Origin of the sequence: Marinospirillum alkaliphilum DSM 21637 (genome assembly GCF_900119735.1) — a bacterium.
Taxonomy (GTDB): Bacteria; Pseudomonadota; Gammaproteobacteria; order Pseudomonadales; family Halomonadaceae; genus Marinospirillum; species Marinospirillum alkaliphilum.
Genome location: NZ_FPJW01000004.1, coordinates 201,930 through 224,010, shown reverse-complemented (window position 1 = coordinate 224,010; position 22,081 = coordinate 201,930). Strand labels below are relative to the sequence as shown.

Genomic DNA, 22,081 nt, shown 5'->3' with positions numbered 1-22,081 from the left:
ATAACGGCCCGGAATACGTCAGTGGCAAGCTAGCAGCCTGGGCAGGAGAGCAGGGTATTGCTTTAACCTTTATCCAGCCTGGCAAACCACAACAGAATGCCTACATTGAGCGCTATAACCGAACCGTACGTTATGACTGGTTGGCACAACACCTGTTCGATAGCATTGAAGAAGTTCAGAACTACGCCACAGGCTGGCTCTGGCATTACAATAATGAACGGCCCAATATGGGGCTTGGAGGGATCACCCCTCAACAAAAACTGGCCATGGTGGCCTGACTCTACTTTTGAACCCCGTTAAAAATGGGGGGATTACCCTTCTTGTCCACGGCTCTGACATTATTTTTTCAGAACGAGGAAACGCTGGGTGGGTAATCAAACTAAATGTAGGACGACCTGCATCACTCTTGAATTCCTCGGCAAAGCTCAGCACATTTCTACCGCCTTGAAAGCCAGCCAAATAGCCAACCAGCCTTTCGTGCAATCTCAACTTGAGTACATTTATCTCGTCGACTTGGGCTTCGCTCATGATTCATCCCCCAGTAAATCCTGCCATGGATCATCTGAAAGACTTATCTTTGCATCTTCTTTTGCGGTTTTTTTCGCCTGGGACACATACGCTTTATCTGGCTCGGAACTCTCCTGCTCAAGCAGCGCCATAACAGCGCCAAGCTTTTCCTTTGGTATGAGCATTAGTTCACTATTCAGGCCCTTCGCGATCAACTCCAAGGTGTCGAGCCTAGGGTTTCCTTTGGACTCCAGGCGCTGATATTGCTGACGAGATACGCCTACACGCAACATCATGTCGTTCTGTTTGAGGCCAAGTGTCAGACGCCGCTGCTTTATTTGGTGGAGTATCGAATTCATCACTGTAAATACATATGTTGCTTTTATAGTCGATAGCAACATATTAGTTGCCCAAAACCCAAAAAGCAACTTATTCGTTGCATTTGCGTGGCTTACTACAGCAAAAACAGAAAAAGCAACACAAGTGTTGCTTTTTGTTGTTTGGCTCTCTTTGTCAGTCCGCAATTGCACCTGTGATGCTTAGCCGTGGTACGCTCCTAAGTCATTGATTTGCTGTTGTCTGCGACAAATTGTCAAAATGAGGAGTTGTCAAAGTTTCCTCACCTATTCTGTATATAGGGAAGGATACTCCATGCCATGTCGCCTGATTGAGGCTATACAAACCCAAGGCTATTCCATTCAGCTGTGATGGCAACTACCAAGGCATTCTCAGTGGTTCGCTGAAGTAGTGACCTCAAGGTCAAACGATAGATTATGCACCTCAGGCTGATTACCAATTGTCCCAGTGTGAGACCGCGCAAGCTCCGGTCGGCACACAACGTCGATAATGGGTGCCCACCTTACAGCAGCATCTTGCTCCGAGCCATAGACTGAAGCGGCAGCTTTTATCGGAACGAAGGAAACGGCTGCAATACCTTGGCAGTGCGGGCGCTTTAGAGTGCGGAAAACCAACCAATTCCAAGGAGCCTATGATCCGCCCAGCTGATACAGGACAGCCTCACTAATCCGAAGGAGTTCTCAACAGATTCACCCAGTAATCCCCCAGTCCGCGAATGACACGAATGAACTGGTCGATGTCCATGGGTTTGGTAATGAAACCTGCAGCACCAGCTTCATAACAGCTTTTGATATCTGTTTCAGCATCGGATGTTGTGAGCACTACCACCGGTATGCTTTTCAACAGCACATCAGACTTCAGCCGCACCAGAAGATCACGCCCATGCATGCCGGGCATATTCAGATCCAACAGGATCAGGCTGGGTTTAATGCTCTGCTGCCAGGGGGGTTCATGTCGCAGATAAGAAAGTGCCTGGTTGGCATTTTCAACATGATGTAAAGCTGCGTTCAGGCCGCTTTCTTCCAGTGCCACACGCACCAGATACGCATCCGCCGGCTCATCTTCAACCAGCAGCAGGTTGAAGGGCTCCCTGTTTTCCTTGCCAGTGACCATGATTCATTCCTGCTCCGTTCAGAATGCCGTTGCCATTACAGGCTCTGTTATACTTGCCAGCTTAATACAAAAACAGTCCACTCGCTGCATTAACAGAATATTATTTTTTACGGGTTTAGTCATGCGCATCTTGCTGCTTTCAGACTACAAGGCACTCTATGAGGCTCTGCAACAGGAGGCCCTGCGTTATTCCGGGCTGGAAATCCTGCAGGTCAGTCCAGACACAGAGTTGCTGACCCTGCCTGACTTTCAGTTTCTGCTATTGGCTCCTCTGGGTGAAAGCGGAGAGGTTGGTTTGCAACCAGACCTTCAACGACTGGCATTCTGGGACCAGCGGCTGGCTGCACTGACCGAGCTTTGTGAGCTACGTCAGGCACACCTGTTGCTCTTGTCGTCTGATCTGGTATTTACTCCTGATCAACAGGCCGTCAGTGAGTTGGACCCTGCCAACGGCACCAGTGATGCAGCAAAAAAACTGCTGAGTATTGAAAGCCAGGCTGCAAGCCTTAACAACGCCATTATCCTGCGCACACCTCCCAGCCTGAGTAACAGTCAAAGCGGCGGACTGAGCTGTATGGTGGAGCGCTGCCACAAGCATAAAACACCTGAAAACGTCGATTATCGTGGCTTGCAGCCACTGGATGATATCGCCAGAGTCATGCTGGGTATCCTGCTGCAAATTGACGCAGGCGCTCAGGCGTGGGGACTGTATCATTATGCTGGCAGTGAGCCCGTCAGCCAGATGGAATTGATGCACACCCTGGCGCGCTATCTTAAAGTAACGCCCTATCCAGCAGATCCTTCGGGTACTACTCGACAGGGGATGAACACCTCGCACCTACTGGAAACCTTTGGCGTCCACCCCAGAGCCTGGCGCGCGCGTCTGCCCGAATTACTGGAACAGCTACAAACCCATGAAACAGTTCAGACCTGAAAGCGATCAACCACCAATGAACAAAGCGTCACGCACTCCACGCCCACTGGGCAGCCTGATGTTCTACCTGGGTTATTTTTCAGCCTTGCTGCTGCTGGGCGCCCCTCTGGCATTGCTGTCCATCCCCTTTCCACTGCGCCAGCGTTTTGCCATTCTGAATCTCTACAACCGCTTCATCATTTTCTGGCTAGGCATCACCTGTGGTATTCGTTACCAGTTTGAAGGTGTTGAGAAGCTGCCCGATGGGGCTTATGTGATGGTTGCCAACCACCAGAGCGAATGGGAAACCATTGTGCTGCAAACCTTACGGCCACCACTTTGCACTGTGTTAAAACAGGAACTGCTGCAGATCCCGATTTTTGGCTGGGGATTACGTCTGATCAAACCCATTCCTCTGGATCGTAGCCAGCCTGCAAAAATGTTACGCAAGGTGTTGAAAGTTGGTGGCGAACGGCTGCAAGAAGGGCTTTCGGTATTAATTTTCCCGGAAGGCACTCGTGTTCCTCCGGGACGGCGCAAGCCTTTCAGTAAGAGTGCCGCAATGATTGCCTGCAAGGCAGGTGTGCCGCTTATTCCGGTTGCCCATAACGCCGGTGAACACTGGGACCCGAAAAACTGGATCAAACAATCCGGCACTTTGAGCCTGCGCATTGGCGAGCCAATTCCAACCGCCGGTCGCAAGCCGGACGAAGTAATGGCAGAAGCTGAAGCCTGGGTAGAGCGTCAACTGACCGACATCTCGGCTGTACCACGTCCGCTGCCAGCTCCAGGCAAGGATGAGTCTGAATCAGCTGAAGTGGAAAAAATGACTCAAGATTAATCAAGGCTTCCAATAAAGTTGATGGCAACAAAAAAGCCCGGTCACTGGACAGTGCCGGGCTTTTGCATCACTGGCTCTGATTAGCCTTGATAACGCTGGAACACCAGGCAGGCGTTGGTGCCACCAAAACCGAAGCTATTGGACAGCACACGATTCAGCGTTACACCTTCGCGCGCCTTGCCGGTGACAATATCCAGACCTGCTGCAGCTTCATCCAGCTCCTCCACGTTGGCAGACGCAGAAATGAAGTTGTTTTCCATCATCAGCAGCGAGTAAATGGCTTCTTGTACACCGGTAGCACCCAGGGAGTGACCCGTCAGCGACTTGGTGGAGCTCAGCGCCGGGCAATCATCACCAAACACCGCACGAATGGCTTTCAGTTCAGCCACATCACCGACCGGGGTGGAAGTACCGTGGGTGTTGATGTAGTCAATTTTGCCATCCAGGCCAGCCATCGCTTGCTGCATGCAGCGGATAGCGCCTTCACCGGAAGGGGCAACCATGTCATAACCATCAGACGTGGCACCGTAACCCACCAGCTCACCATAAATCCTGGCACCACGCGCCTTGGCGTGCTCCAACTCTTCCAGCACCAGCATGCCGCCGCCACCAGCGATAACAAAACCATCACGCTTGGCATCATAAGCACGGGAAGCTTTATCTGGCGTTTCGTTGTAGCTGGTAGACAGTGCACCCATGGCATCAAACAGGCAGGACAGCGTCCAGTGTTCTTCTTCACCGCCACCGGCAAATACCACATCCTGCTTGCCCAATTGGATCATCTCCATCGCATTACCAATACAATGGGCTGAAGTGGCACAGGCTGAGGAGATCGAGTAGTTAACACCCTTGATCTTGAAGGGTGTGGCCAGGCAGGCAGAAACGGTACTACCCATGGTGCGGGTGACGCGATAAGGACCTACACGGCGCAGCCCCTTGTCACGCATGATGTCGGCTGCTTCCACCTGATTGGCAGAGGAGGCACCACCAGAACCTGCAATCAGGCCAGTACGCACATTGGAGACCTGATCTTCAGTCAGGCCTGAATCTTCGATGGCCTGCTGCATGGACAGGTAGGCATAGGCTGCCGCATCACCCATAAAACGCTTGAGCTTACGGTCAACCAGTTCATCAAGATCCAGGTCAACACTGCCGGCAACATGGCTGCGGAAGCCCAGGTCTGCATATTCCTGCTTGAACTTGATGCCGGAGCGCCCCTGGCGCAGGGCATCCAGCACACTGGCCTTGTCAGTGCCCAGACAGGATACAATGCCCATACCGGTAACAACGACTCGTCTCATCAGCTTGTCCTCTCTCAGAAGCCACTGGTGCTGGTGAACAGCCCCACACGCAGATCCTTCGCTTCATAGATTTTGCGGCCATCCACTTCCATGATGCCGTCGGCAATACCAAGAACCAGTTTGCGGTTCATGGTTCGCTTGATATCAATACGGTAGGTGACCAGTTTCGCTTCCGGCAACACCTGACCGGTGAACTTCACTTCGCCACTACCCAGCGCACGACCACGCCCAGGGTTACCTTGCCAGCCCAGATAAAAGCCGACCATCTGCCACATGGCATCCAGACCCAGACAGCCAGGCATCACCGGGTCACCGGGAAAATGACAGGCAAAAAACCACAGATCAGGATTGATATCCAGTTCGGCAATGATCTGGCCCTTGCCATAAGCACCACCGTCGGCATTGATTTCGATGATGCGATCCATCATCAGCATGTTGGGAACTGGCAACTGGGCATTGCCCGGGCCAAAAAGTTCACCGCGGCCACAGGCCAGCAGTTCTTCACGGGTATAGGAGTTTTGTTGGGTCACTGGGTCTTTCCGTTGTTGTGAGTCTTTGGATCAAGAGCAGTTATTGTTGGTTTGCTGCTGCCTAGTTTACTGCCAAAGGGCCAAGTTTGCATCTGTGGCCCAAATCATCCGTCAGTAACCATTTCAGTTGCAAGACTTAACCGACAAAGCTGTCACCAAGCTGCTACAATATGCCATTGACAAAAACTGCAGACCCTGCCGACCATCAACGATACTCATGAAAACCAATCTGCCTGTAACGGATCAAGAAGTTGTGCTTTCAGCCGGAGATCGCCTGGTATCCACGACGGACCTGAAAGGCATTACTCTCTACGCCAATGACGACTTCCAGCGTATCAGCGGTTTTGCAGCTGAAGAGCTGGTTGGCAGAAATCATAATGTGGTGCGTCACCCGGATATGCCGCCACTGGCGTTTGCTGATCTCTGGCAACGCATCCAACGTGGTGAGTCCTGGATGGGGGTGGTCAAGAATCGCTGTAAAAACGGTGATGCCTACTGGGTGGATGCCTACGTCACTCCCATTTTTGAAGGCAACGAGCGTATTGGCTACCAGTCCGTTCGTGTCAAACCGGAAAAAAGTCTGGTGGAGCGTGCTGCGGCCACCTATCAAGCCATTAATACCGGCAAACAAAAAGCCCCCTTGCGCCGCTGGTCCGTCTATGGCCTGCTGGTTGGCCTGGTGTTGCTGCAGGTGCTTTCCACCCTGACTGTGCTGTATCTGGTGGATGATCGCAGCTGGGCCGGGGTATGGGTCGGCAGCCTCGGTTTACTGATCCTGGGGGCCGCGTCTTTCTTTTTAAGTCCACTGAAATACGTTTATCGTCGGGCACTCAGTATTGTTGAAAACCCGGTTGCACAACAGGTTTACAGCGGTAACATGAGTGAATTTGGTGCCATCGACCTGGCCTTGCGCATGCAGCAGGCACAATTGCGCACCGTGATCGGTCGGGTGGAAGATGCCACCCGCACCCTGGGTGAAGTGGCTGAAACCACCGATCAGGCCATGCATCAAGCCGAGTCTGGTGTCCGCGAGCAGGAATCTCATCTGGATTCACTGGCCAGCATGGCAGAACAACTGGCCAGTAGCATTCACGAAATTCAGCACAGCATGCAGGGTATCAACCATGCCAGCGAACAGATGGACGAAGAAACCCGTCGCGGCCAGGATAGCGTAGCGTTGAGCGTCTCCAGCGTGAAGCGTATGGCTCAGCGCTTTGAAGTTGCTGCTGAACGCATCGACAACCTGCGCGAAGATGCCGAAGCCATCAGCGACAGCATCCGCGCCATCACTGACATTGCTGATCAAACCAATCTGCTGGCCCTCAACGCCGCCATTGAAGCAGCCCGCGCCGGTGAGTCGGGCCGTGGTTTTGCTGTGGTGGCCGATGCGGTCAGACAGCTTGCTGGTAGCACCCAGGAAGTCACCGAAACCATCACCCAGCGCATTCAGGCCATTCGCCAGAATATCGGTACAGCGGTTGAGCAGATGATGGCCAGCCGAGAAGACAGCCAGCAAACGGTGGAGCAGATCGAAACTGCAGGCAGGGTGCTTCAGGAACTCACCGATGCGGCAGCCAGTGTGCTGACTGCCAGCCATCGGGCAGCCTCAGCCGTTGAGCAACAGGGCAGTGCAAGTGATAGTGTTGTGGCCAGCCTGCAGCAACTGCGCGAGCTGGCACAAGGTACACGTGGACAAGCGGAAGAAACCTCCCGCAGTGCAGATCACCTGACGGATCAGGTACGGCAGATGCATTCGCTCGCCAAAGCCTTTTCCATCAGGTAATCCTTCATGCCGGAAAACTTAGCTCAACTTTTTCCACTACTGTCACTTCTCCCTGTTGTCCTGGCCGTGGGGTTTATGCTGGGCCAGTGGTACTTGCGCTACCGCAACCGGGAGCAGCGCACTGCTTTCCGGCTGATGAAACAGGTATTTGACCACACCCATGACGGCGTCACCATCACTGATCCCAAGGGCAACATCATTGCAGTTAACCGAACCTTTACCCAGGTCACCGGTTACCGGGAAGATGAAGTGATCGGAAAAAATCCTCGCATTCTCAGCTCCGGCTATCATGACGCCGCGTTTTACGAAAACTACTGGCAAACCCTGATGCGCGATGGCATCTGGCAGGGTGAAATCTGGAACCGCCGTAAAGATGGTGAGGTTTTCCTTGAGTGGCTGACCTGCAAAGTGGTCAAGGATGCACGCGGTGAGGTCAGTCATTATGTTGCTGTATTCACGGACATCACTGAACACCGTCGACAGGAAGCCCGCCTCGAGCATGCCACTGAACATGACCGCCTCACCGGCCTGCCCAACACCGCCACCACACTACGCGAGCTTTCCCGCCAGATTCCCAATCTGCAACAACGCTGGTGTCTGGCACTGATTGATTTTGATAATTTCCGACTGGTGAATGCCAGTTACGGCTTTGCGGTGGGTGATCAACTGTTAACCAGCCTGGCACGACGACTCAGGGAATGTGGACAAAGCCTGGTCGCCCGCCATGCTGCGGATGTTTTTATCGTTGCTTTCCCGCTCACTGGTGGCAATGATGATGGTGAGCGTCTGGCACACATCAACCGGGCGCGCGAGTGCTTAAGCAAACCCTTTTCTGTGATGGGTCGGCTGATGGAGTTCAGCTTCTCGATTGGCGCCACGGTCTGGGACAATGCCTCGGTTCCGGTTGCCGATGTGCTGCAACAGGCAGAACTGGCCTTGCATGCAGCCAAATCCCGCAGCGCCGGACAAACACGCTTTTATACCGAGGACCTGCGGAGCGAAAACAATCCGCTGGCTCGCCTGCAGGGTTTGCGTGATGCCCTGAGCAATCACGAACTCAGCCTGCACTTTCAGCCTCTGGTCACCGCCGAAAGTGAGCAGATTCACGCGCTGGAAGTCTTGTTGCGCTGGGATCATCCCGTCATGGGGCGCATTCCACCGGATCAGTTCATTCCCCTGGCAGAACGCCATGGCCTGATGGAGCTGCTGGGTCAGTGGGTACTGGAGCAGGCATTAAAACACTATGCAACCTGGCAACAGCAGGGCATTGCTCCACACCACATTGCAGTCAATGTCTCACCCCTGGAGTTCCAGAGTGAAAACTTCGTTGACAATGTACGCTCAGCCCTGAAAAAACATCAGGTTGCCGCGCAATGCCTGGAGCTGGAACTGACGGAAGGTGTGTTTGTACAGCAGGATGTGGAAACTCTGGAAAAACTGGATGCCTTATCCCATCAAGGCATCCAACTGGCCATAGATGACTTTGGCACCGGTTATTCTTCACTGGCTTACCTGAAGCACCTGCCGGTGCATAAACTGAAACTGGATCGCGCCTTTGTTAAAGGTTTGCCGGTTAATGAGGCTGATCGCGCCATTGTTGAATCCACGCTGGCACTTTGCCGCGGTTTGAAAATGAGCGTGGTTGCCGAAGGTGTGGAAAACCAGGCGCAGGCTGACTACCTGCGCCGCAAGGGCTGCGACCTTTTGCAGGGATACTATTATGGCCGTCCGAATGATGCACAGGCCACCACCCAGCTACTCATTCAGCAGAAAGTCAGGGCTGCACGGGCATCCTGAGACGGGGATGGCGACCCAGCCATAACAACAAGGGAAAGATGACAGCCCAGGCCAGGGCAAACACCACAAAAGTCAGCAAGCGCCCGTGGGGTAACACAGCAGCGCCCAGCTCTGCACCCGCCAGATAACTGAAACTGCCGCCCAGGCCCCCCAGCAAAACCGCCCAGCCCCATCGACCATACAGCCAACCCAAAGCATGGCGCAGGGTAGTGGCAAACAACAGCCACAACAACATCAACCAGGGTGGAATCCATTGGGCCGACCAGCCAGGAAAGGTCATCCAGCCAGCTTGCATCCACAGACTGTCCATCAAACTACCCAGTGCAGCAACGGCCAGTAAAAAGCGTGCTTCCCCCTGCTCAGCCACAAACAGCAGATGCACAGCAATCAGGCCCATCACAAATACCAGCCAAGGCGTGGTACCACCCAGTACACAGGCAAACCAGCCCACCTGAAATACCACTGCATTGAATACCAGCCTGCGAAAAGATCCGGCAGACGCTTTGGCTACCTCATTCATGCTTGTTTCACTCCAGTCGACCAGCCAGATTGGCGCGGCGATTGGCCGGACGTGCCAGCAACAGCTGACTGGTGCCTATGGCACGCTCGGCAAAACCACCCTCGCAATAGCACAGATAATACTCCCACATGCGAATGAAGCGCTCATCGTAACCCTGTTGCCGCACCTCATCCAGGCGGGTTAAAAACCGCAGCCGCCAGTCATTCAGGGTACGGGCATAATGAAAGCCGATTTCATCCAGATGCAGCAGATTCAGATCCGTGTGACGAGTCAGCTTTTCCAGCAGCTTGGTGTTGCTGGGCAAAAAACCACCGGGAAAAATGTACTTCTTGATGAAGTCCACTTTTTTAACCGACTCCTGATAACGCTGATCACGCACGGTAATGGCCTGAATCAGTGCCAATCCATCCGGCTTTAAATGCTTTTGCAAGGTCTGCAGATAGGTCGGCAGAAAATCGTGGCCAACCGCCTCAATCATTTCAATCGACACCAGCTTGTCATATTCACCCTGCAGATCCCGGTAGTCTTCAAACAACAGCGTGATGCGACCCTCAAGCCCCTCTTCAGCAATCCGGCGACGGGCATGATCATGCTGTTCACGTGAGATGGTAGTGGTGGTCACCCGGCAGCCATAGTGTTTTGCGGCATAAATCGCCATGCCGCCCCAGCCGGTACCAATTTCCAGCAGATGATCGGTGGGTTTAAGATCCAGCTTGTCACAGATGGTTTTTAACTTGTAGGTGGATGCTTCTTCCAGACTCGCTTCTGGAAAGGGATAAATCGCACTGGAGTACATCTTGTGCTCGGTATCCAGAAACAGCCGGAAGAAATCATTACCCAGATCATAGTGGGCACTGATGTTGCGCCGTGAACCTTCACGGGTATTGCGATTAAAAAAGTGCAGCAGCCGATTGACCGGTGCACCAAGGCGCTTGAGCGGATTATCCACACCCTGACGCAGCACTTCCAGGTTGCGCCCCATGATGCGGGTCAAAGCGGTCAGGTCACTGCAGTTCCAGCGCCCTGCCATGTAAGCTTCTGCTCCAGCCAGAGTGCCGCCCAACGCCAGTTCCTGCCACATGCCACGATCCAGAAAACGCACCTTGACCGACAACTCAGCGCCAGGTGTTCCAATCATCCAGCTACCATCCGGGTCCTGAATCTCCAGAAAGGCATCATCAATGCGTGATAACCAGCTTATGGCCAGCTTGCGAAACAGCCGGGTACTCCAGTTGGACTGATCTTTTATGGGTGACAGGTGTTCAGCTTTCATGGGTCAACTCCTTGCTCACCGCTTGGCCATTTTGGCCGGGTGGGCATACACAGGGTTTTTCTTCAACCACAGGCGCAAGGCTTCAAAATGAATCCCGGCCACTGCTTTTAAAGTCATCCAGGGGTGGCGCAACAACATGCGCAACATCGACAACCCCAGATCATCACGGCGCTGCAACACCAGTGTTGAGTCAAAAGGCACTCGTCCATCCGGGTCGATGTTGTCCATGTGCATCACCAGTTGCTCACCAGGTGTGGTGAACTTCCAGAGATACTGCTGCTGCATCGGGTTAAACGGGGAAACGTGCATGCGTTTGTCAAAACTGGCCTGATGCCGGCTTTGATCGGTTTCACAAAGTGCCACATAGGGGGTACGTTCCAGCCAGGGCATGTTGGACACATCACCCAGCACTGCCTGCAGCTGACCCTTGGGATCAAAGCAGTAATAAAGGCTGATCGGGTTAAAACAGATCCCGCCATAACGCAGGTTGGTCAGCAAAAAGATTTCACCTTGTGGGCGAGTCCCCGTCTGACGTTCCACCTCATTGAGTACCGCTTGTTTTAATGGCAGCGAAGCAGGAGCCAGATAATCACTGCGGCGAAACTGCGCCCAGCGCCAGCGTGAACCTTCACGGGTAAAAGGCAGCAGTTCCAGCTCGTCCAGATTCAGCCAGCTCATGAACACCTTGTAGGTGAACGCATGAGGCACCGGGTAATAACGACGGTGCCGCAGGGTGCCAGTGTAAAACCGACTGGTTAATGCCTGCGTGGCGGACAAGCCGGAGCGGTTCATCAGAGGGTCACTCCAAGCTTTTCTGTGACTGCCAGCGCACTGACCACGCCATCTTCATGAAAACCATTGCGACACCAGGCACCACAGAACCAGGTATGACGACTGCCGTTGAGCTTCTGAATGCCTGCCTGAGCCGCCATACCCTCCAGCGTGAACACCGGGTGGGCATATTGATAACGCCCAAGGACTTTATCCGGATCAATGGCCGGGCTGTCATTCAGGGTGACACAGAAGGTGGTGTTGCTGGCTTGCAGCTGCGGATCATCTTCCAGGCGCTGCAGACGATTCATGTTATAGGTCAGGCTCACCAGTGACTGATCATCCTGACCCGGCTGCAGGCGCGCCGGATCGCGACGGCGATAGTTCCAGCTGGCCCAGGCGCGACGCTCGTCCGGCAGCAGGCGGGTGTCGGTGTGCAGCACCACATCATTCATCTGGTAGGGCAACTGCCCCAGCAGCTTCTTTTCTTCATCACTGGGATCTTTCAGTAACGCCAGTGCCTGATCACTGTGGCAGGCCAGCACCACCTCATCAAACACTTCCTCGCCCTGATGGGACACCACGCGGACCTTGTCATCTTCCCGGTAAATGCCCTGCACGGGTGTGCTCAGGCGAATGCCTTCAGCAAAGGGTTTGGACAAAGGCTCAATATAACGGCGTGAACCACCCTGAATCACCCGCCACTGCGGACGATTTTTGATGCTGACCAGCCCATGGTTTTTGAAAAAGCGCACAAAAAACACCAGCGGAAAGTCACGCATGGCTGTCAGGCCGGATGACCAGATGGCAGCCCCCATCGGAATCAGGTAATCCATCATGAAGGCCTGGCTGTAGCCCTTGCGATCCAGATAAGCCCCCAGGGTTTCTCCATCCTTCAACAGCCCCGCATCCAGTTCAGCTGGTGCTTCCTTGTTGAACCGCAGGATGTCGCGGATCATGCCGATAAAGCGCGGACTGAACAGATTGCGCCGCTGGGCAAACAAGGTGTTCAGGTTATGGCCGTTGTACTCCAGTCCTGATTTTTCACAGCTCACCGAAAAACTCATTTCGGTTGGCAAGGAAGCCACCCCCAACTGATCGAGCAGCTTGATGAAATTGGGGTAGGTCCAGTCGTTAAATACAATGAAACCAGTATCGATGGCCCAGTTGCGACCATTCAGCTGCACATCCATGGTTGCTGTGTGTCCACCCAGTCGGCTTTCGGCCTCGAACAGAGTGACCTGATACTTGCGGCTGAGCAGATGGGCTGCCGTCATACCGGCAATGCCCGAACCGATGACAGCAATGCGACCTTGTTTATCCATGAGATGCACCATCCTTCTGACGAACCATTTTTAAACCCAGACGGGTCCTGATGAAAAAAGGCAGGCGACCCAGACAGCGAACCAACCCGACAAACAGTTTTGGATAACGGATTTCCGGCTTGCCCTTCACCAACCCCTGATGAATCGCCGCCGCCATCGCCTCTGCAGTGACCCGCATCGGCATAGGGAAATCATTACGATCCGTCAGCGGCGTTTTGACAAAACCCGGGTAAACCACCGTGACTGCGACCCCCTGCTGAGCCAGATCCAGCCGCAAGGTTTCCATGAAATAACTCACTGCTGCCTTGGATGCACCATAGGCTTCCGCACGGGGCAGAGGTGCATAGGCAGCAGCGCTGGAAATGGCCACCAGCCTTGCTGAATGGCTGTTGGCCAGCAAGGGTTGTGCAACATCGATACAATGCACCAGGCCCATGAAATTGGTTTCCATCACCCGCCGCACCAGCGCTGAATCAACACGCCCGTCATTCAGGTATTCACAGGTACCGGCATTCAGAATCACGCAGTCCAGACCGCCCAGACGCGCCTGAATCAAAGTGGCCACCTCACTTAATGCCTGAGGATCAGTAACATCGGCTGCAGCAGCAATAAAACGCTCAGATTGTCTGGCCAAAGCCTGCAGGGATGCTTCGGAGCGAGCCGTGATCACCACCGAGTGACCGGCTTTTGCCAGCTGCAACGCCAGCGCTTCACCGATTCCGGAGCCGGCACCGGTCAGCCAGATACGGCTGTAGGGTTGCAAACCTTTCATAGAGGTCACTCCTGTTGGTGTTCATCAAACCGCCATGCGCCGCTGCAGCAACCGAATCACGCCGCCCAACAAGGGCAGGTGCTCGTACAACATCTGTCCGGCATCAAAAAAGTCCCGGTGCGCCATCACCTTGCTATCTTGCCAATCCAGCCGACTGACACCCTCCACCCGCACCGGCTTGCCGCCATTAATCCGTGGATGACTGTAAGTCATCACCCAACTGGCCCACACACGCTCACCCAGCAGTTGCGGTTCATCAAACTCAAAACTGATTGCAGTGACTCGTGCATAAAGCTTGTCAAAATAAGCCACCAGTGCATCCAGTCCCTGCACCTGATGAAAAGGATCGGTGAAGGTGATCTGCTTGGCATAAAACTGATGCAGGTCTTTCGTACAATTCTTGTCTAGCTTTTGATAAAAGTCAAAGAATTCTTGTACTCTTGTTGGACAGAGCATAAACACACCTCGCGGGAAAGATTCGGAAATCTGGCAAATGCACAGCCAGGGATTAAGGGAAAAGATGAAAAAGATTAGTTGAACACGGCACCAAAGCCAAACCCGATCAATTAGACAAAGCTGTTATAATGTTTTTTTGGTCAGTCATTGGAGCTGTTCATGGACACAATTAAAACCGTAAAAGTTGAAGCTGAAATGCAGGAAGGTTTTGCCATTCGCAGCAATATCAACGGTCATACACTGATCATTGATCAGCCCGAAGCGGCCAGAGGCAGTAACCTTGGAGCAACCCCACTGGAGACTTTTTTATTTGCCATTGCCGGGTGTGTCGGCACCATCGGCCGCATCATCGCCATGCAGCGTAAACTGGAACTCCGGGGCATGCAGGTACAGGTGGAAGGCGATTACAATCCAGCCGGCCTGCTGGGCAAGCCCACCGATGATCGCATTGGCTTCCAGCAGATCCGTATCAGCGCAGCCATTGATGCCGACTGGAGTGAAGAAGAGAAAAAATCCTTCCTGGATGAAGTCTGCCACCGCTGCCCGATTCACGACAATATCAGCCTGGAAACACTTGTAACCCATCAATCAAGTTAAACCAAAACCTTCCTCCTGCATGCAAAGAGTGCCCATTCAGGCACTCTTTTTTTTAAGTCTTGTCTATGCTGAAAGAAAGCCATGCGAGACAAACAGTTGTGACAGGGGGTGAGCCATGAGCATTTTTGACCGGGTGCAGAGCCGCTACGAGCGGGTGCAGCAGGAAAGCATGAGCCTGCAGGACTACCTGCAACTCTGCCGCAAGGACGCCAGTGCTTATGCCACTGCGGCTGAACGCATGCTGCTGGCGATTGGTGAACCGGAGGTGATCGACACCGCTAAAGACCCCCGCCTGTCACGTATTTTTATGAACAAGGTGATCCGGCGTTATCCTGCCTTTCCGGAATTTTTTGGCATGGAGGATGCGATTGAACAGATCGTGTCCTACTTCCGCCATGCAGCTCAGGGACTGGAAGAGCGCAAACAGATCCTCTACCTGCTCGGCCCGGTGGGTGGTGGGAAGTCATCACTGGCAGAGCGCCTGAAACTCCTGATGGAGCATCAGCCTTTTTATGCCATCAAAGGTTCACCGGTGTACGAGTCCCCGCTGGGGCTGTTTGATGCTGAAGAAGATGGCGAACTGCTGGAACAGGAATACGGCATCCCCCGCCGTTATCTGAAATCCATCCCTTCCCCCTGGGCTGCCAAGCGCCTGAAGGAGTTTGGTGGCGACATCAGCAAATTTGAGGTGGTGCGCCTGTATCCATCCCGTTTGAATCAGCTGGCGATTGCCAAGACCGAACCGGGGGATGAAAACAACCAGGACATCTCCTCCCTGGTCGGCAAGGTGGACATCCGCAAACTGGAGCACTATGCCCAGGACGACCCGGATGCCTACAGCTTTTCCGGTGGTCTGTGCCATGCCAATCAGGGGCTGCTGGAATTTGTGGAAATGTTCAAGGCACCCATCAAGGTGCTGCATCCACTGCTGACCGCCACCCAGGAAGGCAACTACAACCCCACCGAAGGCATGGGGGCGATTCCCTTTGAAGGCATCGTGCTGGCTCACTCCAATGAGTCGGAATGGCAGACCTTCCGCAACAACCGCAACAATGAGGCGTTCCTGGACCGCATCTACATCGTTAAGGTGCCCTATTGCCTGCGGGTTTCCGAAGAAATCAAAATCTACAAAAAGCTGCTGGAAAACTCCTCGCTGGCGCAGGCGCCCTGTGCACCGGACACCCTCAAGCTGCTGGCACAGTTCTCAGTGCTGTCACGCCTGAAAGAGCCGGAAAACTCCAATGTTTTCTCGAAGATGCGAGTGTATGACGGTGAAAACCTGAAGGATACCGACCCCAAGGCCAAGTCGATTCAGGAATACCGCGATGATGCCGGAGTCAACGAAGGCATGGATGGCCTGTCCACCCGCTTTGCCTTCAAGATCCTGTCGCGGGTGTTCAACTTCGACTCCACCGAAACCGCTGCCAACCCGGTACACCTGATGTATGTGCTGGAACAGCAGATTGAGCAGCAGCAGTTTGCGGATGAGGTGCACGACCGCTACCTGCGCTTCATCAAGGAATGGCTGGCACCGCGTTATGTTGAGTTCATCGGCAAGGAAATCCAGACCGCTTACCTGGAATCCTACAGTGAATACGGCCAGAACATCTTTGACCGTTATGTCACCTATGCTGACTTCTGGATTCAGGATCAGGAATACCGTGATCCGGAAACCGGTGAGCTGCTGGATCGCCAGGCACTGAACGAAGAGCTGGAAAAAATCGAGAAACCGGCGGGCATTTCCAATCCCAAGGACTTCCGGCATGAAGTGGTCAACTTTGTGCTGCGTGCCCGCGCCCAGAACAACGGCAACAACCCCGGCTGGCAGAGTTATGAAAAACTACGCAGCGTGATTGAGCACAAGATGTTCGCCAACACCGAGGAGCTGCTGCCAGTCATTTCCTTCAACGCCAAGGCTTCGGTTGCGGATCAGAAAAAACACGAGGATTTTGTCGCCCGGATGACCGACCGGGGTTACACCGAAAAACAGGTACGACTCCTGTCCGAATGGTACCTGCGTGTTCGCAAGTCCCAATGATGGATGGCCTGACACCGAGGTGAAGCATGGGTTACTTCATTGACCGCCGTCCCAACGGCAAGAACAAGAGTGCGGTGAACCGGCAGCGCTTCCTCAGGCGCTACCGCAACCACATTCGTCGTGCGGTCAGTGAAGCCGTTCGCAAACGCTCCATCACCGACATGGAGCGGGGTGAAGAAATCAGCATTCCCGGCAAGGACATCAGTGAACCGGTGTTTCATCACGGCAAGGCCGGGCGGCGTGGGCTGGTGCATCCCGGTAACAAACAGTTCCAGCGCGGGGACCGGGTGTCACGGCCACCGGCAGGCGGGGGCGGCAGTGGCAGTGGTTCCGGCAAGGCCAGTCGGGATGGCGAAGGTGAAGACGAATTTGCTTTCACCCTGTCGCGTGACGAGTTCATGAACTTCCTGTTTGATGATCTGGAACTGCCCAATCTGGTGCGCAAGGAACTGACCGAAACCGACGAAACCCGTCCGGTTCATGGCGGCATTGTGCGCCAGGGCACACCCTCGCGGCTGCATGTGGTGCGCTCCATGCGCTCAGCTTATGCCCGTCGCATCGGCATGGGTTCATCATTGAGGCGTGAACTGCATGAATGTGAACAGGCACTGGCCGCAGAAGAGCAGAAGGATCTGGCCCTACGCCACCCCTTGCGCATCCAGGAGCTGCAGGCCAGCATCGAACAACTGAAAAAACGCCTGGCCGCCATTCCCTGGCTGGATGATGAAGACCTGCGTTACCGTCACATGAAGCAGCAGCCGGTACCGGCCACCCAGGCCGTGATGCTCTGCATCATGGATGTCTCCGGCTCGATGACTGAAAAGCACAAGGAACTGGCCAAACGCTTTTTCCTGCTGTTGTACCTGTTCCTTGAGCGCAACTACAAAAAGGTTGAGCTGGTGTTCATCCGCCATCACACCAGTGCCAGAGAAGTCACTGAAGAAGAGTTTTTTTACTCACGCGAAACCGGCGGCACCATTGTTTCCAGTGCCCTGAAACTGGCCAGCAGCATTCTCGAAGCCCGTTATCCGTCCAGCCGCTGGAATGCCTATATTGCCCAGGCCTCGGACGGTGACAACTGGGATGATGATTCCGACCAGTGCGCAGAATGGATGGCACGTCGACTGATGCCGCTGGTGCGTTATTTTGCCTATGTCGAAATCACCCCTCACGCCCATCAGGCACTGTGGGAAGCCTATGAAGGCATTCAGACCCGCTTCCCGAACAGCTTTGCCATGCGCCAGTTTTTTGAGCCGGGGGAAATCTACCCGGTGTTCCGCGAACTCTTTCACAAGGAGGCGCGCCCATGAACCAGCGTCAGCCCCTGGCCCGTGGCAGTGAGTGGACCTTTGACCTGCTGCAGGCATTTGAAAAGAACATCGCCCGGCTGGCGGAAAAATACCGGCTGGACACCTACCCCAACCAGATTGAAGTCATCACCAGTGAACAGATGATGGATGCCTATGCCGCCACCGGCATGCCGGTGGGTTATCACCACTGGTCTTATGGCAAACACTTCCTCAAGGTGCAGCAGGCCTACAAACGCGGCCAGATGGGACTGGCCTACGAACTGGTGATCAATTCCAACCCCTGCATTGCCTACCTGATGGAAGAAAACACCCTGATGATGCAGGTGCTGGTGATGGCCCATGCCTGTTACGGGCACAACTCGTTTTTCAAGAACAACTACCTGTTCCGCACCTGGACCGATGCCGAAAGCATCATTGATTACCTGGTGTTTGCCCGCCAGTACGTCAGTGAATGCGAAGAGCGTTATGGCATTGATGCAGTGGAAAACCTGCTGGATGCCTGCCATGCCCTGCAAAGCCACGGTGTTGATCGTTACAAGCGGCCACGCCCCCTGTCGGCCCGGGAAGAGCGTGAGCGCCAGCAGGAGCGGGAAGCCATCCTGCAACAGCAGGTCAACGACCTGTGGCGAACCCTGCCCAACCTGAACCCGGAAAAAGAAGCAAAAAATGGCAAAAAGCTGCGTTTTCCGGCGGAACCTCAGGAAAACCTGCTTTATTTCATCGAAAAACATGCCCCACTGCTGGAGCCTTGGCAGCGTGAGCTGGTACGCATTGTGCGCAAGATCGCCCAGTATTTTTATCCACAGCGTCAGACCCAGGTGATGAACGAAGGCTGGGCCACCTTCTGGCACTACACCCTGATGCATGACCTCTATGATGAAGGACTGGTGGATGAAGGCTTCATGCTGGAATTCCTGCAATCCCACACCAGTGTGGTGATGCAGCCGGATTTTGACAGCCCTTGGTATTCTGGCATCAACCCCTATGCCCTGGGGTTTGCCATCTACACCGACCTGAAACGCATCTGTGAACAGCCCACCGATGAAGACCGCCACTGGTTCCCTGACCTGGCCGGGGCCGACTGGCTGGATACCCTGCACTGGGCCATGCGTGACTTCAAGGATGAATCCTTCATCCAGCAATTCCTGTCGCCCAAGGTGATGCGGGACTTTCACCTGTTTGCACTGGTGGATGACGATCAGGACAGCCAGATCGAAATCACCGCCATCCATGATGATGCCGGTTACCGTGCCGTGCGCTCAGCGCTGGCCGAACAGTACAACCTCAGCTTTCGGGAACCGGACATCCAGATCTGGGAAGCCCACCTGCGCGGTGACCGCAGCCTCACCCTGCGCCACAACCGCAGCAACCGCCGCAACCTGGGTGAATCCACTCAGGATGTGCTGCAACACCTGCACACCCTCTGGGGCTTCCCGGTCAAACTGGAAAGCTGGGAAGGTCAGGAAAAGGTCAGTGAACTGGTTTGGCCCGTAACGGAAGACCCGGCCTGTCCGGTGAATTAGCAACATCAACAATGATCAATAAAAGGGATACGATAATATCCAAAACTCCTTACAGAGAATTTGGTTAACATGAACAACTGCTCATAACAGAGGAAAGTGGTGCCATGGATCGTGTTTTATGGACAAAAGACCAGGTAAAACTAGCATTCCATCTTTACTGTCAGCTGCAATTTGGAAAGCTGCATCGCGGTAACCCGGAGATTATCCAACTAGCAAAACTACTGGGCCGAACCCCATCATCACTGGCTCTGAGACTGGTTAATATGTCGAGCCTTGATCCTGCAATTAGGGCAAGTGGACGATCAGGCATGAAAAATGCGTCCAAGCTGGATCATGAAGTTTGGGAGGAGTTTCATGAAGACTGGGAAAGGCTGGCTGAAGATTGTGATCGCTTGCGGCAAGCGTTAGAGCAGTCTCAGCCACTAGAGCCTCTCGTAACAACTGCTGATGAGCTTGGGATACTGGATGACTTCACTGGCGAAACACGCTCAGTCATAACCCAGCAGCGAATGAAGCAGAACTTTTTTAGGCGAGCCGTATTAGCCAGCTATCAGGGGCGCTGCTGCATGAGCGGTTTATCTGAGCCGAGATTGCTCATTGCCAGCCACATAGTACCTTGGAGCAAAGATCATGCAAATCGGCTGAATCCGAGTAATGGCCTGTGTTTGTCAGCCATCCATGACAGGGCTTTTGATCTTGGTTTTTTAACCCTTGATGATGATTACCGAGTCCTTCTCTCCGAGAAGCTACAATCTTCATCTGATGCGTTTGTAGTACAAACTTTCCACGCAATTGCTGGTCGGCCGATCGAAATGCCTTATCGCTTCTTGCCAGAACCAGCATTTATCAAAAGGCACCGGCAAGAAGTGTTTAATGGCTAATCAAAACCTCAGCCCAGCTACCGCTGCCTGGCCTCAACAATCTGATCAATGCTTCCAAGCAACTGCCCGCTACTGGCTTCAGCCTGCTGCATCAACGCAACAATTTGTTCGCGGCTGGCCACACTGGATTGCTGGTAGAGGCTCAAAGCCTGCTGAAGCTGATCCTGCAGGTTGTGATAACTCTGCTGAAGCTGCTGAAAAACAGGCATGCGCCCCAATTCAGTGGTGGCGTTTTTTTCCAACCACAATTCCAGCTGTTCACTGGCGGTCTGTGAACATTCATCACCAGTTGAATTCAACCCATCATAAGCCTGCTGCTTGCTGATCACATGATCCACTTTCAGCAGCGAAGCAAAGCTGATGTCTTTCACCAGCTCAACCTGCTTTAAAGTCTGATGAGCATCTTCTGCCACTTCGGCAAAACGCTGTTGAAAGCCTTTGATTTCCTGCTGGATTTGTTCTGCCAACTGCTGGCTTTCCTGTGCCCCATCCAGCGACTGGCCCACCTGTCGGCTAAATCCCAGCAGGGTGGTGTTGATGCTTTGTGCCGCCTCTTTGGTTTTGTGGGACAGCTGTTTCACTTCATCGGCAACCACCGCAAAGCCCCGGCCCTGCTCTCCTGCACGGGCTGCTTCGATGGATGCATTCAGTGCCAGCAGACTGGTCTGATCAGAAATATCCGTTATCGCCTGCAGCGTGCCGGAAACGGCCTGGCTTTGCCGGTTCAGTGCGGCCACTGTTTCACCCACCAAAGTGACACTGGCTGAAATTTTTTGCAGCAAACCAGCCATCGCTTCTGCAGATTTCTGGCTCTGAGTCGCATTTTCAGCATTCTGCTCAGCTGCATGAGCAATGCCATTCATGGTGTGGCTGATGTTTTTCAGATCCTTCTGTGTCAGCTGTAAGTTGTCTTTGAGATTATCGGTATTCAGTTCATGCAACTGGGAAGAGAGTCGATTCTGTTCGGTGAACGCCTTGTTCGCCTGCATGGCATCAATCGATTGATTGATACTCCCCAGAGAACGGGCAAACTCACCCGGCATGCCCTTGGATAGGGCTTTACGAGAAAAATCACCTCTGCCTACAGCAGCAAAAGCCGAGTTAACCTCTTTAAAATAACTTTCGATCAGGTCTAAAAAGTCATTTAAGTCCCAGCTCACCCGCCCCACTTCACCCAACCCCTGGGTATGAGTAATGCGATGATGCATTTCTCCAATGCGGGCACGGCGCAAAGCATCATCAATCAATGACAGGGTGATCAGCGGTTTGCGTGAATAACGCCAGGCATAAAGGGTAAAAACCAGCGCCATCACAGGCGGCAGCACTACCCACAACCAATGGTGAGTGAGCAGTGCAACCAATGCGGTCACTATCACCAGCAGATTAAAAATCACACAAGTGATCAGGAATTTGCCACTCAGAAAAGGTGAGCCCTTGGAGGTGTGACTTTTTAACATTGCACGATACATGGCA

At 53.6% G+C, this 22,081-nt stretch carries 21 protein-coding genes; 10 read left to right on the top strand and 11 right to left on the bottom strand.

Annotated features, from left to right (window positions below; genetic code table 11):
- Positions 1-278: integrase core domain-containing protein (locus BT114_RS07895; RefSeq protein ID WP_143142789.1), on the top strand; the 278-nt coding region annotated here is incomplete at its 5' end.
- Between the two features lie 246 nt (positions 279-524).
- Here BT114_RS07895 and BT114_RS07885 read toward each other — a convergent pair.
- Together BT114_RS07885 and BT114_RS07880 are read right to left on the bottom strand one after the other, a co-directional pair.
- Entirely contained in the window at positions 525-1,037 is a 513-nt protein-coding gene (locus BT114_RS07885) for a helix-turn-helix transcriptional regulator (RefSeq protein WP_218163473.1), read from the bottom strand.
- A gap of 490 nt (positions 1,038-1,527) precedes the next feature.
- Positions 1,528-1,977: a response regulator gene (locus tag BT114_RS07880; protein WP_072325811.1), complete on the bottom strand. Its 450-nt coding sequence runs from the start codon at positions 1,975-1,977 to the stop codon at positions 1,528-1,530.
- A gap of 121 nt (positions 1,978-2,098) precedes the next feature.
- Here BT114_RS07880 and BT114_RS07875 point away from each other — a divergent pair, with 121 nt between their 5' ends.
- Together BT114_RS07875 and BT114_RS07870 are read left to right on the top strand one after the other, a co-directional pair.
- Positions 2,099-2,911, top strand: coding sequence for a sugar nucleotide-binding protein (locus BT114_RS07875; RefSeq protein WP_072325810.1), 813 nt, complete (start codon positions 2,099-2,101; stop codon positions 2,909-2,911).
- A 16-nt stretch (positions 2,912-2,927) separates the two neighbouring features.
- A complete protein-coding gene (locus tag BT114_RS07870) occupies positions 2,928-3,731 on the top strand; it encodes a lysophospholipid acyltransferase family protein (protein WP_072325829.1) in 804 nt (267 codons plus the stop codon).
- Between the two features lie 80 nt (positions 3,732-3,811).
- Here the strand turns inward: BT114_RS07870 and fabB are convergent, their stop codons facing one another.
- Positions 3,812-5,032, bottom strand: a complete 1,221-nt coding sequence (gene fabB / locus BT114_RS07865) for a beta-ketoacyl-ACP synthase I (protein WP_072325809.1) — start codon at positions 5,030-5,032, stop codon at positions 3,812-3,814.
- 14 nt (positions 5,033-5,046) lie between these two features.
- Positions 5,047-5,562, bottom strand: coding sequence for a 3-hydroxyacyl-[acyl-carrier-protein] dehydratase FabA (fabA, locus tag BT114_RS07860; protein WP_072325808.1), 516 nt, complete (start codon positions 5,560-5,562; stop codon positions 5,047-5,049).
- Positions 5,563-5,779: 217 nt separating this feature from the next.
- Here fabA and BT114_RS07855 point away from each other — a divergent pair, with 217 nt between their 5' ends.
- Both BT114_RS07855 and BT114_RS07850 read left to right on the top strand, forming a co-directional pair.
- Positions 5,780-7,345, top strand: coding sequence for a methyl-accepting chemotaxis protein (locus tag BT114_RS07855; RefSeq protein WP_072325807.1), 1,566 nt, complete (start codon positions 5,780-5,782; stop codon positions 7,343-7,345).
- Positions 7,346-7,351: 6 nt separating this feature from the next.
- Positions 7,352-9,142, top strand: a complete 1,791-nt coding sequence (locus tag BT114_RS07850) for a putative bifunctional diguanylate cyclase/phosphodiesterase (RefSeq protein ID WP_072325806.1) — start codon at positions 7,352-7,354, stop codon at positions 9,140-9,142.
- Here BT114_RS07850 and BT114_RS07845 read toward each other — a convergent pair.
- From BT114_RS07845 to BT114_RS07820, 6 genes are read right to left on the bottom strand one after another with little or no spacing between them, the layout of a single operon-like run.
- Positions 9,120-9,662 (bottom strand): DUF2878 domain-containing protein, encoded by a 543-nt coding sequence (locus BT114_RS07845; protein WP_072325805.1) that lies wholly within the window; start codon positions 9,660-9,662, stop codon positions 9,120-9,122. The two genes, BT114_RS07850 and BT114_RS07845, sit on opposite strands and share 23 nt — an antisense overlap.
- A gap of 7 nt (positions 9,663-9,669) precedes the next feature.
- Positions 9,670-10,935: an SAM-dependent methyltransferase gene (locus tag BT114_RS07840; protein ID WP_072325804.1), complete on the bottom strand. Its 1,266-nt coding sequence runs from the start codon at positions 10,933-10,935 to the stop codon at positions 9,670-9,672.
- 15 nt (positions 10,936-10,950) lie between these two features.
- Positions 10,951-11,727, bottom strand: coding sequence for a DUF1365 domain-containing protein (locus BT114_RS07835; protein WP_072325803.1), 777 nt, complete (start codon positions 11,725-11,727; stop codon positions 10,951-10,953).
- Complete coding sequence (locus BT114_RS07830; RefSeq protein ID WP_072325802.1) at positions 11,727-13,031, bottom strand: NAD(P)/FAD-dependent oxidoreductase; 1,305 nt, start codon at positions 13,029-13,031, stop codon at positions 11,727-11,729. Before BT114_RS07830 ends, BT114_RS07835 begins: the two co-directional genes overlap by 1 nt.
- Positions 13,024-13,803, bottom strand: coding sequence for an SDR family NAD(P)-dependent oxidoreductase (locus BT114_RS07825; protein ID WP_072325801.1), 780 nt, complete (start codon positions 13,801-13,803; stop codon positions 13,024-13,026). The genes BT114_RS07830 and BT114_RS07825 overlap by 8 nt, the downstream gene beginning before the upstream one ends.
- Positions 13,804-13,827: 24 nt before the next feature.
- A complete protein-coding gene (locus tag BT114_RS07820) occupies positions 13,828-14,259 on the bottom strand; it encodes a nuclear transport factor 2 family protein (protein ID WP_072325800.1) in 432 nt (143 codons plus the stop codon).
- A 159-nt stretch (positions 14,260-14,418) separates the two neighbouring features.
- Between BT114_RS07820 and BT114_RS07815 the strand changes: the two genes are divergently transcribed.
- From BT114_RS07815 to BT114_RS07795, 5 genes are all read left to right on the top strand, one after another.
- Positions 14,419-14,856 (top strand): OsmC family protein, encoded by a 438-nt coding sequence (locus BT114_RS07815; RefSeq protein WP_072325828.1) that lies wholly within the window; start codon positions 14,419-14,421, stop codon positions 14,854-14,856.
- Positions 14,857-14,971: 115 nt separating this feature from the next.
- Positions 14,972-16,894, top strand: a complete 1,923-nt coding sequence (locus tag BT114_RS07810; protein ID WP_072325799.1) for a PrkA family serine protein kinase — start codon at positions 14,972-14,974, stop codon at positions 16,892-16,894.
- Between the two features lie 26 nt (positions 16,895-16,920).
- Positions 16,921-18,204, top strand: a complete 1,284-nt coding sequence (locus BT114_RS07805; RefSeq protein WP_072325798.1) for a YeaH/YhbH family protein — start codon at positions 16,921-16,923, stop codon at positions 18,202-18,204.
- Positions 18,201-19,727 (top strand): SpoVR family protein, encoded by a 1,527-nt coding sequence (locus tag BT114_RS07800; RefSeq protein ID WP_072325797.1) that lies wholly within the window; start codon positions 18,201-18,203, stop codon positions 19,725-19,727. The genes BT114_RS07805 and BT114_RS07800 overlap by 4 nt, the downstream gene beginning before the upstream one ends.
- 104 nt (positions 19,728-19,831) lie before the next feature.
- Positions 19,832-20,608: an HNH endonuclease gene (locus tag BT114_RS07795; protein ID WP_072325796.1), complete on the top strand. Its 777-nt coding sequence runs from the start codon at positions 19,832-19,834 to the stop codon at positions 20,606-20,608.
- A 17-nt stretch (positions 20,609-20,625) separates the two neighbouring features.
- Here BT114_RS07795 and BT114_RS07790 read toward each other — a convergent pair whose 3' ends face one another.
- Positions 20,626-22,077: a methyl-accepting chemotaxis protein gene (locus BT114_RS07790; RefSeq protein ID WP_072325795.1), complete on the bottom strand. Its 1,452-nt coding sequence runs from the start codon at positions 22,075-22,077 to the stop codon at positions 20,626-20,628.
- Positions 22,078-22,081: the final 4 nt, after the last annotated feature.